At 65.8% G+C, this 13,041-nt stretch carries 13 protein-coding genes; 10 read left to right on the top strand and 3 right to left on the bottom strand.

The features are described from left to right. Positions 1-82: 82 nt before the first annotated feature. Complete coding sequence (locus tag P6U28_RS31225) at positions 83-1,192, top strand: DUF2336 domain-containing protein (RefSeq protein WP_209295329.1); 1,110 nt, start codon at positions 83-85, stop codon at positions 1,190-1,192. A gap of 136 nt (positions 1,193-1,328) precedes the next feature. On the opposite strand, the gene mtaB is transcribed toward P6U28_RS31225, so the two are convergent. Further along, positions 1,329-2,582: a tRNA (N(6)-L-threonylcarbamoyladenosine(37)-C(2))-methylthiotransferase MtaB gene (mtaB, locus tag P6U28_RS31230; RefSeq protein ID WP_209295328.1), complete on the bottom strand. Its 1,254-nt coding sequence runs from the start codon at positions 2,580-2,582 to the stop codon at positions 1,329-1,331. Further along, the gene (dapF, locus tag P6U28_RS31235; RefSeq protein ID WP_129145074.1) at positions 2,582-3,457 is read right to left on the bottom strand and encodes a diaminopimelate epimerase; all 876 of its coding nucleotides are present in this window, start codon (positions 3,455-3,457) and stop codon (positions 2,582-2,584) included. The genes mtaB and dapF overlap by 1 nt, the downstream gene beginning before the upstream one ends. A 215-nt stretch (positions 3,458-3,672) precedes the next feature. On the opposite strand from dapF, the gene P6U28_RS31240 reads away from it, so the two are divergent. Together P6U28_RS31240 and P6U28_RS31245 are read left to right on the top strand one after the other, a co-directional pair. Continuing rightward, a complete protein-coding gene (locus tag P6U28_RS31240; protein ID WP_129145073.1) occupies positions 3,673-4,434 on the top strand; it encodes a GyrI-like domain-containing protein in 762 nt (253 codons plus the stop codon). Positions 4,435-4,439: 5 nt separating this feature from the next. Then, the gene (locus P6U28_RS31245; protein WP_162500063.1) at positions 4,440-5,141 is read left to right on the top strand and encodes an SIMPL domain-containing protein; all 702 of its coding nucleotides are present in this window, start codon (positions 4,440-4,442) and stop codon (positions 5,139-5,141) included. 224 nt (positions 5,142-5,365) lie between these two features. Here the strand turns inward: P6U28_RS31245 and P6U28_RS31250 are convergent, their stop codons facing one another. Beyond that, positions 5,366-6,430 carry an MBL fold metallo-hydrolase gene (locus P6U28_RS31250; protein ID WP_164937107.1) on the bottom strand — a complete coding sequence of 355 codons (1,065 nt, stop codon included), beginning with the start codon at positions 6,428-6,430 and terminating at the stop codon, positions 5,366-5,368. Positions 6,431-6,887: 457 nt separating this feature from the next. On the opposite strand from P6U28_RS31250, the gene ffh reads away from it, so the two are divergent. The 7 genes from ffh (at position 6,888) to P6U28_RS31285 (ending at position 12,961) form a co-directional block, all read left to right on the top strand. After that, on the top strand, positions 6,888-8,435 hold the full coding sequence (gene ffh / locus P6U28_RS31255) for a signal recognition particle protein (protein ID WP_129145072.1): 1,548 nt from the start codon (positions 6,888-6,890) through the stop codon (positions 8,433-8,435). 86 nt (positions 8,436-8,521) lie between these two features. Beyond that, a complete protein-coding gene (gene rpsP, locus P6U28_RS31260) occupies positions 8,522-8,854 on the top strand; it encodes a 30S ribosomal protein S16 (RefSeq protein WP_122400381.1) in 333 nt (110 codons plus the stop codon). Positions 8,855-8,863: 9 nt separating this feature from the next. Then, positions 8,864-9,421: a ribosome maturation factor RimM gene (gene rimM, locus P6U28_RS31265; protein ID WP_129145071.1), complete on the top strand. Its 558-nt coding sequence runs from the start codon at positions 8,864-8,866 to the stop codon at positions 9,419-9,421. Positions 9,422-9,548: 127 nt separating this feature from the next. Continuing rightward, on the top strand, positions 9,549-10,304 hold the full coding sequence (gene trmD, locus P6U28_RS31270) for a tRNA (guanosine(37)-N1)-methyltransferase TrmD (protein WP_129145070.1): 756 nt from the start codon (positions 9,549-9,551) through the stop codon (positions 10,302-10,304). A gap of 111 nt (positions 10,305-10,415) precedes the next feature. Beyond that, a complete protein-coding gene (rplS, locus tag P6U28_RS31275; protein WP_027573014.1) occupies positions 10,416-10,796 on the top strand; it encodes a 50S ribosomal protein L19 in 381 nt (126 codons plus the stop codon). A gap of 454 nt (positions 10,797-11,250) precedes the next feature. Then, positions 11,251-12,657: a 3-isopropylmalate dehydratase large subunit gene (gene leuC, locus P6U28_RS31280; protein ID WP_122400378.1), complete on the top strand. Its 1,407-nt coding sequence runs from the start codon at positions 11,251-11,253 to the stop codon at positions 12,655-12,657. Between the two features lie 94 nt (positions 12,658-12,751). Further along, positions 12,752-12,961, top strand: a complete 210-nt coding sequence (locus tag P6U28_RS31285) for a hypothetical protein (RefSeq protein WP_122400377.1) — start codon at positions 12,752-12,754, stop codon at positions 12,959-12,961. The last annotated feature ends 80 nt before the right edge of the window (positions 12,962-13,041 follow it).

Below are 13,041 nucleotides of genomic sequence, written 5' to 3' on the forward strand. Positions count from 1 at the left end.
TACGAAACGTTCAGTGCTCGCCTCTAATGATCACGGTTGCTTAGAAAAAGCTTCCGTAACCGCTCAGGACGAGCCGCGCGTGATGACCAAGGCCGGGCTATCGATCATCGACGAGGTCGAATCCGCGATTCGGATGGGCTCGCCGGAAAAGGGGCTGGAGACGGCCCGGCGCGTCACCGAGCTGTTCCTGTGCTCCGCCGGCAATTTCGACGACGAGCAGATCGCGCTGTTCGACGACGTGCTCGCGCGCCTGATCGGCACCATCGAGCTGCGCGCCATCGCCGACATGGGCGCGCGCGTGGCGCTGGCCGAGATCAGCGCGCAGCTCGCGCCGATCGCGCAGGCGCCGCCGTCCGTGATCCGCCGGCTCGCCAACAATGACGAGATCCGCATTGCCGGCCCGGTGCTGCAGGAATCCGCGCGCCTCGACGATGGCGAGCTGGTGAAGATCGCATCAAGCAAGGGCGAGCCGCATCTGCTCGCGGTCGCCGGTCGCTGGTGGCTGAAGGAGATCGTCACCGACGCGCTGCTGGCGCGCCGCTATCCCAGCGTCAGCCGGCGGCTCGCGGCCAATCCCGGCGCACGCGTCTCCGGAGGCGGATTTGCCATCATCGTCGGCCAGGCCGAGAGCGATCCGGAGCTCGCGGTCAGCGTCGGCGTCCGCGTCGATCTGCCATCGGAGCTGCGGCGCCAATTGCTGCGCTCGGCGACGGATGCCGTGCGCACCCGCCTGTTGTCGCGCGCGCCGCCGCATCTGTTCGAGGAAATCCAGAGCGCGATCGCAGCCGTCACCATCGGCGTCGAGCGCGAGATGTCCGGCGTTCGCGATTTCGAGGGCGCCAAGCGCGCGATTGCGAATCTCAAGGCGACCGGCCAGCTCGATGAGGCGACGCTGTTCGGCTTCGCCGGGCAGCGGCGCTATGAGGAGACGGTGGCGGCCCTGGCGGCGTTGTCCGGATCGACGATCGAGGTGATTCGCCCGCTGATGCAGAGTCTGCGCGAAGACGGTCTGCTGGTGCCGTGCAAGGCCGCGCAGCTCAGCTGGGAGACCACCGTGGCCGTGCTCGAAAGCCGCTTCGCGACAGGTGCGATGAAGCCCGCGGACATCGCCACGGCGCAGGGACACTATGCGAGAATGACGGCGGAGAACGCCAAGCGCACGCTGCGGTTCTGGCAGGTAAGAGCGCTGTAGGGGGCGCGCTGCTCATCACACACTCGGCCGTCATTGCCCGCGAAGGCGGGCAATCCAGTATTCCAGAGACGGCGGAGATCAAACTGAGAAGCCGCGGCGTACTGGGTCGCCCGGTCGAGCCGGGCGACGACACCGACTATGTGGTGAGCCGCTCGCCATCAACGCCGGCAATCACTCGTGGCACGATGCCCCCCACCCGCTCGCCCGCAATCGCCACCGGCAGATAATGCTCCGTGCGGCCCTGCTCCCCGCTCTCGATCAGCACATCGCGCGTCGCGCCGATCTCGGCTTGCAGCCGCCGCCGCAGCGCCGCTTCGCCTGCGGCCCGCAGCCGTTTCGCACGCGCCTTGATCTCGGGACCCGCCACCTGCGGCATCCGCGCAGCCGGCGTGCCGGGGCGCGGGGAGTAGGGGAAGACGTGCAGGAAGGTGAGGCCGCATTCCTCGACGAGCTCGAGCGAGCGCGAAAACATCTCCTCGGTCTCGGTCGGGAAGCCCGCGATGATGTCGGCGCCGAAGGCAACGTCGGGTCGCAGCCGGCGGACCTGGTCGCAGAACACGATGGCGTCCCGGCGCGAATGCCGTCGCTTCATGCGCTTCAAAATCATATCGTCGCCGGACTGCAGCGACAGGTGCAGATGCGGCATCAGCCGCGAATCGTCGGCGATGGCGTCGAGCAGATCGGCATCCGCCTCGATCGAATCGATCGAGGAGATGCGCAGGCGCTTCAGCTCCGGCACATGCCTCAGGATCTGCTTGGTCAACATGCCGAGCTTCGGCGCGCCGGGCAGGTCGGTGCCATAGCTGGTGAGATCGACCCCGGTCAGCACGATCTCGGCATGACCGCGCTCGACCAGCGCTCGCACCTGCTCGACCACGGCGCCCATCGGCACCGAGCGCGAATTGCCGCGGCCGAACGGGATGATGCAGAAGGTGCAGCGATGATCGCAGCCGTTCTGCACCTGCACGAACACGCGCGGCAGACCGCTCGCATAGCCGTCGATAAGATGCGGCGCCATCTCCCTCACGGCCATGATGTCGCTGACAGCGATCTTTTCGCTGGCACCAAAGTCGAAGGCGCTGCGCGTCTCCTGCCATGCAGACGATCGCATCTTGTCGTCATTGCCGACGACGCGATCGACCTCGGCCATCTCAGCGAACATCTGGCTCTGCGTCTGCGCCGCGCAGCCGGTGACGACGATGCGCGCCTCGGGGCGCTCGCGCTTCAGTTTGCGGATCGACTGGCGCGCCTGCGCCACCGCCTCGTTGGTGACGGCGCAGCTGTTGATGACGATGGTGTCGGAAAGGCCCGCACCCTCCGCTTTGCTGCGGATCACCTCGGCCTCGAAGGCATTGAGGCGGCAGCCGAAGGTGACGATGTCGACGGCCATCAGGCGACCGGCGCGAACAGCGCCGGATCGAAATGGCCCTCATATTCGAAGGTCGCGGTTCCCGTCATCAGCACGTGGTCGTCGCGCTCCCGCCATTCGATGCCGAGCCTGCCGCCTGGCAATGTGATCTCGACCTTGCGCTCGGCGCGCTTCAGCCGCGCTGCCGCGACTGCGGTGGCGCAAGCCGCCGAACCGCAGGCCCTGGTCAGGCCTGCGCCGCGCTCCCAGGTGCGGATCGTGATGTGCTGGGGATCGACGATCTGGGCGAGCGTGATGTTGGCGCGCTCCGGGAAGATCGGATGGTTTTCCAGGAGCGGACCGAAGCGGCCGAGATCGTACGCGTTGACGTCGTCGACCCAGAACACCGCATGCGGATTGCCCATGCTCAAGACGGAGGGCGAATGCAGGATCGGATTGTCGATCGGCCCGATCTGCAATTCGATGTAGCGGGTGTCGCGAAACTCTTCCGCCAGCGGAATGTCCTGCCAGCCGAATTTTGGCGCGCCCATGTCGACGGTATAGAGATCGGGCGCCGGCCCCTGCCAGGCATTGAGCAGGCCGGCGGCGGTCTCGAAGGTCGCCGTGGTCTGGCCGGTCTTCTCGAAGATGCGGCGCACGACGCAGCGCATGCCGTTGCCGCAGGCGCCGGCTTCGGAGCCGTCATTGTTGTAGATGCTGATGAAGGCCTCGGTGCCGTCGAGCCGCGGCTTCTGCAGCACCATGAGCTGGTCGTAAGCCACGCCGCCGTTCGCGGACGCCACCGCGCGGGCATCGTCCGGCGTCACCCGGCCTGCGGAATCGCGCATGTCGACAACGACGATCTCGTTGCCGATGCCGTTCATCTTGGCAAATGCGTGGTTGGCCAGCGCGCTCATGAAAGTTCCCGAATTTCGCCTGTCTTATATGGCGATCCTCGGCCGCTTGGCCAGCGATTTGCGGCCGGTGCCGAGACGTCTGCTATGACGCATCTGTCATGGGACGAATTCAGCGCTCGCGTGTTAGAACGGCGCGGTTCGCGCGAACGGGGACGCTAAAGCCGGATTTGGGCCTTGGTGGGCAAGGTCTTGGGGAGAATCTTGGGGAGAATAAAATGATCAGGTTTCGTCGTTTCGCTCTGACCGCACTGGTCCCGGCAGCGGTCCTGTCGCTTGGCCTGTCATTTGGACCGCGCGAGGTTCTGGCGCAAACCCCGAGCCCGGCGCCCGCCGCGTCGGTCAGCCCCTCGCCGGCCCCGTCGGCCTCGCCCTCCCCCGCACCTTTGGCAACACCCGCGCCAGCGGCCAGCGCCTCACCCGCTCCTTCAGCATCGCCAGCACCCGCGGCCAGTGCCGCGCCCAGCCCGACCGCCCCACCGCCCGCCGCGGCCGCTACTCCTGCCCCGGTGCAGACCGCCGATCCCTTTGGCCTCGAAACCACGCTCGAGGCCAAGAAGGTCGTGATGGTCAAGGGCACGGCCAATTGGGACTCGGCCTTCGACACCCTGATCGATGCCTTCAAGGCGCTGAACGCGCTGTTGGACAAGCAGGGCATCAAGCCATCAGGCAATTCGATGATCGTCTACACCTCGACCGACGACACCGGCTTCACCTTCCTCGCCGAGATCCCGGTCGACCAGGAGCCCAAGAACCTGCCCAAGGACATGAGCATCGGCAAATCGCCCGAAGGCAAGGCGCTGAAATTCGTCCATCGCGGCTCCTACGACAACATGGACAACACCTATGAGGCGATCACCAATCACCTCGACGACAAGAAGCTGGAAGCCAAGGACACCTTCATCGAGGAGTACCTCACCGATCCCCTGAAGACGGCGGAGGACAAGCTCGTGATCAATGTTTTCGTGCCGCTGAAGTGAGACTGATGCAAAAGCCTGCCCTGCTCGCCGCCGTTTTCGCCACCGCCGTGCTGACCGCCTCCGCACGCGCCGACGATTTTCCGTCCGCCATCACGGTGAGCGGCGAGGCCACGATTTCCGCGGCGCCCGATCTCGCGCACATCGATGCCGGCGTCGCCAACGACGCCAAGACGGCGAAAGAAGCCTCCGATGCCAACAACGCCGCGATGGGCAAGGTGCTGCTGGCGCTGAAGGGCGCAGGGATCGCCGAGACGGATTACCAGACCTCGCGCCTGTCGCTGCAGCCGCAATACGGCCAGAACAAATCCACCGGTGCTTCGCCCGTGGTCGGCTTTCGCGCCTCCAACCGCGTCACCGTCAAGATCCGCGACGTGACCAAGGTGGCCGGCATCATCGACACACTGGTCAGCGCCGGCGCCAACGACATCGGCAACATCTCCTTCGAGGTGACGCAGGCGTCAAAACTGCTCGACGACGCGCGCGAGCAGGCGGTGGCAGACGCCCGCCGCAAGGCGGAGATTTATGCCAAGGCCACCGGCGTCACGCTGGGCGCGCCGCTCAACGTGTCGGAGGGCGGCGGCCCAGTGCCGCTGTTCAAGGCGCGGATGGCGACGGCCCCGATGGCTGCGCCGGCCGCCGTTGCGCCGGGCGAGGAAACGCTGTCGGTGACGGTGAATGTGAGCTGGGCGATCAAGCAGGGACAGTAGGCCGTAAGAGGCACACTGCGCGCTCCAATTTCGCTGTCGTCCCCGCGAACGCGATGGCGAGCGCGGGGACCCATAACCAGAGAACAATGTGGGGCAGAACTCCCACTCCGAGTCGTCGCCAAACATCTCCCTTGGATATGGGTATCGGATCTGCGCGCGCTCGAGGCGCGCCTGTCCGGGACGACGGGCTGTATGTGTGGTGACAGCGGAGTAAATCGCGCGCGCTAAATCTCCACGACCTGCCCGGGCTGCATCGCCACGAACCGCTCCTGAGGAATGTTCGCGGCATCGAGGGCCTCGACCAGCGCCTTGGCCGGCGCGTCGATTGCTTCGTCGGTGAGCTGGAACGTGCCGTGGTGATGCCCGAGCGCGGCCTCGGCGCCGCAATCGGCCAGCGCCTTCACGGCGTCTTCGGGATTCATGTGCTGGTCGCGCATGAACCAGCGCGGCTCGTAGGCACCGATCGGAAGAATCGCCAGGCGCAGCTTCCCGTGCTTCTCGGCGACGCGGCGAAAGTGCCTGCCGTCGCCATAGCCGGAATCGCAGACGACGTAGATCTTGCCGGCCGGCGTCTCCAACACGAAACTCGCCCACAGCGCCTTGTTGCGGTCGAACAGGCCGCGCGCGGTCCAATGCCGGGTCGGCACCAGATGCACGGCGACGCCTTCGCCGAGCTCGACGCGATCGTGCCAGTCGAATGCTTCGGCCTTGATGGTGGGATCGGCGCTGCGCATCGTGACGTCGTTGCCGAGCGGGGTGACCACGCGCGGAGCGAAATTCTTGGTGAGCCGCGACAGCGTCGCGATGTCCAGATGATCGTAGTGCCCGTGCGAGACCAGCACGACGTCGATCTTCGGCAGCTTCTCGAAGGCGATGCCGGGATCGTTGTGCCGCTTCGGTCCGGCCCAGGCGACCGGAGAGACCCGCATTGACCAGACAGGATCGATGAGGATGTTGAGACCGCCCGCCTGGATCAGCCAGCTGGCGTGGCCGACGAAGGAGAGCCGCACCTTGTCACCGTCGACACGCTCCGGCGGGGTGTCGGCATGGGCGCTGGGAGCCCAGTCCGGCCATTTCGCGCGCTGCCGGCCGCCGTCGAACTGCCAGCGCAAAACCTCTCGAAGCGATTTCGGCGGCGCCCCGTCCGGATCGAAGAAGTGCAGGCCGTTGAAATGGTCGGAGGCGGGGCCGTCATAGGTTTTCATGCTGGACATCCAGAAGGAGGGGATGCCGACCAAAGCACCGGCTCCGGCGAGCAGTCCGAATAGGCGGCGGCGGGTGACCGGCACGGCGGGCTACCAGGGATGGTCGGGACGGTAAGGCATCACCGGCTATATGGGCCAGCCTGGCGGAAAAGGAACCCGTCGCCAAAAGGGGCACATTTTCAGTATCTTGCCCTACCAAGGGCACGGCGGCACCCTAACTTTCCTTGACTTTTGGACGTGAGCGGCGTTTAACCCCGCCACTTTCTCGGAAAGGCTTTCTTTTCGACCCGCCGACCGGCCCTCGAGGCCGGAGGTCAACGCCCGACAGCGCTGTGCGCCCTCGGGCGCAAAGGTGTTTGGAAGATCGTTTGCCAGGAAGGTGGTCATCCCCCGCGAAGGCGGGGGATCCAGTATCCCAGAGGCGGCTCGGCTGGAACCGAGGTGCCGCGGCGTACTGGATGCCCCGGTCAAGCCGGGGCATGACAGCGGAGAGTAATGGAGCGCTCCTCCCATTCGGGGGGACAGCAACAGGACAACGGCATTGTTCGACAATCTGTCGGAACGGCTTGGTGGCATTCTCGATCGTCTGACGGGGCGCGGTGCGCTGACCGAAAAGGACGTCGACGCCGCGATGCGCGAAGTGCGCCGCGCGCTGCTCGAGGCCGACGTCGCGCTCGAGGTGGTGCGCAGCTTCACCGAGCGCGTCCGCGAGCAGGCGATCGGCGCCACCGTCGTGAAGTCGGTCACCCCCGGTCAGATGGTGGTCAAGATCGTCCATGACGAGCTGATCAACACGCTCGGCGCCGAAGGCCAGACCATCAACGTCAATGCCGTGCCGCCGGTGCCGATCATGATGGTCGGTCTGCAGGGCTCCGGTAAGACCACCACCACCGCAAAGCTCGCCCGCCGCCTGGTCCAGCGCGACAAGCGCAAGGTGCTGATGGCCTCGCTCGACGTCTACCGTCCGGCGGCGATGGAACAGCTGGCCGTGCTCGGCCGCGACCTCGACATTCCGACCCTGCCGATCGTGGCGGGTCAGCAGCCGCCGCAGATCGCCAAGCGCGCGCTGGAAGCCGGCAAGCTCGGCGGCTACGACATCGTGCTGCTCGACACCGCCGGCCGCACCACGCTCGACGAAGAGATGATGGCGGAAGCGGCTGCGATCAAAGCCGCCGCCAATCCGCACGAAGTGCTGCTGGTTGCGGACTCGCTCACCGGCCAGGACGCCGTGAATCTCGCGCGCTCGTTCGATCAGCGCGTCGGCCTCACCGGCATCGTGCTGACCCGCGTCGACGGCGACGGCCGCGGCGGCGCCGCGCTGTCGATGCGCGCCGTCACCGGCAAGCCGATCAAGCTGATCGGCACCGGCGAAAAAACCGATGCGCTGGAAGATTTCCATCCCGATCGTATCGCCGGACGCATCCTCGGCATGGGCGACGTGGTCTCGCTGGTCGAGCGTGCCGCCGCCAATATCGACGCCGAAAAGGCCGCGCGCACCGCCGAGCGCATGCGCAAGGGTCAGTTCGACCTCAACGACATGCGCGAGCAGCTGTTGCAGATGTCCAACATGGGCGGCATCAGCGGCCTGATGAGCATGATGCCCGGCATCTCCAAGATGAAGAACCAGATCGCGGCGGCCGGCATCGACGACAAGATCCTGAAGCGCCAGGTCGCGATCATCGATTCCATGACGCGCGAGGAGCGCCGTCATCCGGACCTGCTCAAGGCCAGCCGCAAGAAGCGCATCGCGGCCGGCAGCGGCCAGAGCGTCGAGCACGTCAACAAGCTGCTCAAGATGCACCGGAACATGGCCGACATGATGAAGGCCATGGGCTCGGGCAAGCGCGGCCCGCTCGCCGGCATCGCGCAGGCGATGGGTTTTGGTGGCGGCATGAAGATGCCCTCGCCGGAAGAGATGAAAGCGCTGCAGGAGAAGATGCAGGGTGGCGGCGGACAAGGCCTGCCCAACCTGCCGAAGGATCTGCCGCCTGGTCTTCGCACTGGCCTGCCGAACCTTCCTGGTCTCACCGGGCTGAGCGGCAAGCCAACGCTGCCGGGCCTCGGCGGTTTCCCGGGCAAGAAGAAATGAGGAATTCGTCGCGGGGGACCGCAACAGGTCTCACGCAACGCGGAATACCAATCCACCGAACAAAACGTACTTTGAAGGAGAACTGAATGTCCGTCGTTATCCGCCTCGCTCGCGCAGGCACCAAGAAGCGTCCCGTCTATCACGTCGTCGTCGCCGACTCGCGCTTTCCGCGTGATGGCCGCTTCATCGAGCGTCTCGGCCATTTCAACCCGCTGCTGCCGAAGGACAATGAGACCCGCCTCAAGCTCGACATGGAGAAGGTGAAGGCCTGGCTCGCCAAGGGCGCGCAGCCGTCGGATCGCGTGGCGCGTTTCCTCGACGCCGCCGGCGTCAAGAAGCGCGAAGCGCGCAACAACCCTGAGAAGGCCGTGCCGCGCAAGGAGCGCAAGGCGCAGGCCGAAGCCGCCGCCAAGGGCTGAGGCTAGGACATGTCGGCGCTGGTCTGCGTCGCGCGGATCGGCGCCGCGCATGGTGTGCGCGGTGCGGTCAAGCTGTGGACCTTCACCGAAGATCCGTTTGCCGTCAGGCGCTACGGGCCGCTTCTCGCCAAGGACGGCAAGCGCCAGTTCGAGGTCGCGACGGCGCGCGAGGCGAAAGATCATCTGGTGGCGACGTTCAAGGGCGTCACGACCCGCGATGAGGCCGAGCGCCTCAACGGCGTCGAGCTCTACGTTCCGCGCGAAAAGCTGCCCGCGACCGACGAGGACGAATATTACCACACCGATCTGATCGGGCTCGCCGCCGTCACCACGGACGGCGAGACGCTCGGCCGCGTGCTCGCGATCCATAATTTCGGCGCCGGCGACATCATCGAGATTGCCCCGCCCAAGGGCGCGACGATGCTGCTGCCGTTCTCCAACGCCGTGGTGCCGGAGGTCGACATCGAGGGCGGCCGCGTCGTGATCGCGCCGCCGCATGAGATCGAGGGCGAGGAGCGGGGCGAAACTCTCGCTCCGAGTCGTCGCCGCGAAAGCGGGGACCCATAACCACAAGCCGTGGTTTTTGGCTAAGCTGGAGCCTCCAACCATCGCAAAACTGGCTGCGCTGGTTATGGGTCCCTGATCTGCGCGCGCTTGAGGCGCGCTTGTCGGGGACGGCGAGAACTGAGATCGAATGACCAACCCCTCACCCTGGCGCGCAACCGTGCTGACGCTGTTTCCGGAGATGTTTCCGGGACCGCTCGGCGTGAGTCTGGCCGGCCGGGCGCTGGCCGCCGGGCTGTGGCAGCTCGAGGCGCGCGATATCCGGGCCTCGGCCACCGATCGCCACCGCAGCGTCGATGACACCCCGGCCGGCGGCGGGCCGGGCATGGTGCTGCGGGCGGATGTGCTGGCGGCTGCCATCGATGCCGCTGGGATTGGTGCTGAGCGGCCGCGCCTGCTGATGAGCCCCCGCGGTCGGCCATTGACCCAGGTCCGGGTGGTCGAGCTCGCCCAAGGCCCCGGGCCCCTGATCGTCTGCGGACGGTTCGAGGGGGTAGACCAGCGGGTGATCGACCGGCGCGGCCTGGAGGAGGTCTCGATCGGCGATTACGTCCTGTCGGGGGGTGAAATCGCGGCCTTCGCCCTGATCGACGCCTGTGTTCGACTCCTGCCGGGCGTGATGGGCAAGGAGGCCTCGGGAACCGAGGAAAGTTTTTCGGACGGCCTTCTGGAATACCCCCAATACACCCGCCCGCAGCTGTTCGAGGGGGTTCCGATCCCGGGGGTCCTCACCTCGGGCGACCACGCCAAGGTGGCGGCCTGGCGGCGCGCCGAATCCGAGGCCCTGACGGCGGCCCGACGGCCGGATCTATGGGCTCGAATCCCGGTCAAGGCCCCGAATCGGGCCGGCCGCCAAAAAACGCCAAAAAACAAGACAGACGGGTGACAAACGCTCCGGCTTGCCTTATAGGAGCGGCCAAATCCGCAATGGCTGGATAGACGAATTTCACGCAGCCCCCGTTTCTTCAAGGCTGGGCGCGCCGATGGAGATTTACCCATGAACCTGATCAAGCAGCTCGAACAAGAGCAATTCGACAAGCTGTCCGCTGGCAAGGACATTCCGGAATTCGGCCCCGGCGACACCGTGATCGTCAACGTGAAGGTCGTCGAAGGCGACCGCACCCGCGTGCAGGCCTATGAGGGCGTCTGCATCGGCCGTTCCGGCGGCGGTCTCAACGAGAGCTTCACCGTCCGCAAGATCTCCTATGGCGAGGGCGTGGAGCGCGTGTTCCCCGTGATGTCGCCGATGATCGACTCGATCAAGGTGGTGCGTCGCGGCAAGGTGCGTCGCGCCAAGCTCTATTACCTCCGCAATCTCCGCGGCAAGTCGGCCCGCATCGTCGAGAAGCAGGACCGCGCTGCTGCCGTCGGCGAGTAAACCTCGCCACCTGGCAAGTTTTTCGAAAGCGCGGGGCTCGGCTCCGCGCTTTTTTGTTGCGTCAGTGCGCGCGCAAGGTGCCCGTCCCTCACCCTGAGGAGCGCGGAACGCGCGTCTCGAAGGGCGAGGCCACCGGCCGGGCCTTCATCCTTCGAGACGCGCGCCAAGAGCGCGCTCCTCATGCATGGTGTGCGTGGCGGTCATTTGAAACCACTCGCGATTCCAGTTCGGCCTGCTATATATTCTTGGAATGTTTCCAGATCTGACCAGCTTCGCCCCCGTCCAGCGCATCGTCATCGACGATCGCTCGCGGCTGCCTGGCCGGTTCTTCGGACGCTTCGCGACCTCGGCAACGTCAGAGCTTACGCGCGCAGCCTAAAAGCTGCGCTGACGATTTTGCTGCCCGCGCGCCAGGCGCGCTATCCGCTTACCAACATTCCCGGAGCTCAAGCTCATGTCCAAGCCGACCACCCTGTACGACAAGATCTGGAACGACCACCTGGTGCACGAAGCCGAGGACGGCACCTGCCTGCTCTATATCGATCGTCACCTGGTGCACGAGGTGACCTCGCCGCAGGCGTTCGAAGGCCTGCGCGCGACGGGGCGCAAGGTCCACGCGCCCGAGAAGACGCTCGCCGTCGTCGACCACAACGTGCCGACCACCGATCGCACCAAGCCGAATCCGGATCCTGAGAGCATCGAGCAGATCAAGGCGCTGGCCGAGAACGCCAGGGAATTCGGCATCGAATATTACAACGAGTTCGACAAGCGCCAGGGCATCGTCCACGTCATCGGCCCCGAGCAGGGCTTTACCCTGCCCGGCACCACCATCGTCTGCGGTGACAGCCACACCTCGACGCATGGTGCGTTCGGCGCGCTCGCCCACGGCATCGGCACGAGCGAGGTCGAGCACGTGCTGGCGACGCAGACGCTGATCCAGAAGAAGGCCAAGAACATGCGCGTCACCGTCGACGGCAAATTGCCCGACGGCGTGACCGGCAAGGACATCATCCTCGCCATCATCGGCGAGATCGGCACCGCGGGCGGCACCGGCTACGTGCTGGAATATGCGGGCGATGCGATCCGCGCGCTCTCGATGGAAGGCCGCATGACGGTCTGCAACATGTCGATAGAGGGCGGCGCCCGCGCCGGCCTCGTTGCGCCCGACCAGAAGGCCTTCGACTTCCTGCGCGACCGGCCGAAGTCGCCGAAGGGTGCGGCCTGGGATGCGGCAATGCGCTATTGGGAGACGCTGCGCTCCGACGAAGGCGCGCATTTCGATCACGAGCTGCGCCTCGATGCTGCAAAACTGCCGCCGATCGTGACCTGGGGCACCTCGCCCGAAGACGTGATCTCGGTGACCGGCATCGTGCCCGATCCCGACAAGATCGAGGACGAGGCCAAGCGCATCTCCAAGCATCGCGCGCTGAAGTACATGGGGCTGACCGCGGGGACGAAGATCACCGACATCAAGCTCGACCGCGTCTTCATCGGCTCCTGCACCAACGGCCGCATCGAAGACTTACGCGCAGCGGCGAAGATTGCTGAAGGCAAGACCGTTTCGGCGAACGTCAACGCCATGGTCGTGCCGGGCTCCGGCATCGTGAAGGAGCAGGCCGAGGCTGAAGGTCTGGACAAGATCTTCATCAAGGCCGGCTTCGAATGGCGCGAGCCGGGCTGCTCGATGTGCCTTGCGATGAACCCGGACAAGCTGAAGCCGGAAGAGCGCTGCGCCTCGACCTCGAACCGCAACTTCGAGGGCCGCCAAGGCTTCAAGGGCCGCACGCATCTGGTGTCGCCGGCGATGGCGGCGGCCGCGGCGATCGCGGGGCACTTCGTCGACGTCCGGGAGTGGCGGTAAGCCGGTTCCTGCAATTGTAGCGATCGCGGCAAAGCGCCGTTAAGCGCCCACAACGACACTGCGTCCTCGCGACGATCTCGCGAGGACGCAAGCCATGGCCAACAAGCCTGAATATGTCGACCTGATCAGCGAAGCGACGCGCCAGCACCGCCGGCGTGCGGCGCCGCTGCGCGTCGTCGCCAAGCCGGAGGTGGAGGAGACGTCAAAGCTCAGCCGCTGGCCGCCGGCGATGTTTCGGCAGTGGAAGCTCGAGAATCTGATGCGGTGGAAGGCTTCGTCTTGGAAGCTGAAGGATTGGCTCTGACTTAAAGAGCGCCACCACTATCCGCTGTCATTCCGGGCGATGCGAAGCATCGAACCAGGGTGCGCTATTGCGCACCCGAG

It is taken from the genome of Bradyrhizobium sp. STM 3561, assembly GCF_045571455.1.
Classification (GTDB): domain Bacteria; phylum Pseudomonadota; class Alphaproteobacteria; order Rhizobiales; family Xanthobacteraceae; genus Bradyrhizobium; species Bradyrhizobium vignae.

Bases quoted from the DNA above. Each gene is read 5' to 3' on its own strand.
- P6U28_RS31225 (WP_209295329.1), top strand. From the start codon at position 83: ATGACCAAGGCCGGGCTATCGATCATCGACGAGGTCGAATCCGCGATT.
- mtaB (WP_209295328.1), bottom strand. From the start codon at position 2,582: ATGGCCGTCGACATCGTCACCTTCGGCTGCCGCCTCAATGCCTTCGAG.
- dapF (WP_129145074.1), bottom strand. From the start codon at position 3,457: ATGAGCGCGCTGGCCAACCACGCATTTGCCAAGATGAACGGCATCGGC.
- P6U28_RS31240 (WP_129145073.1), top strand. From the start codon at position 3,673: ATGATCAGGTTTCGTCGTTTCGCTCTGACCGCACTGGTCCCGGCAGCG.
- P6U28_RS31245 (WP_162500063.1), top strand. From the start codon at position 4,440: ATGCAAAAGCCTGCCCTGCTCGCCGCCGTTTTCGCCACCGCCGTGCTG.
- rpsP (WP_122400381.1), top strand. From the start codon at position 8,522: ATGTCCGTCGTTATCCGCCTCGCTCGCGCAGGCACCAAGAAGCGTCCC.
- rimM (WP_129145071.1), top strand. From the start codon at position 8,864: ATGTCGGCGCTGGTCTGCGTCGCGCGGATCGGCGCCGCGCATGGTGTG.
- trmD (WP_129145070.1), top strand. From the start codon at position 9,549: ATGACCAACCCCTCACCCTGGCGCGCAACCGTGCTGACGCTGTTTCCG.
- rplS (WP_027573014.1), top strand. From the start codon at position 10,416: ATGAACCTGATCAAGCAGCTCGAACAAGAGCAATTCGACAAGCTGTCC.
- leuC (WP_122400378.1), top strand. From the start codon at position 11,251: ATGTCCAAGCCGACCACCCTGTACGACAAGATCTGGAACGACCACCTG.
- P6U28_RS31285 (WP_122400377.1), top strand. From the start codon at position 12,752: ATGGCCAACAAGCCTGAATATGTCGACCTGATCAGCGAAGCGACGCGC.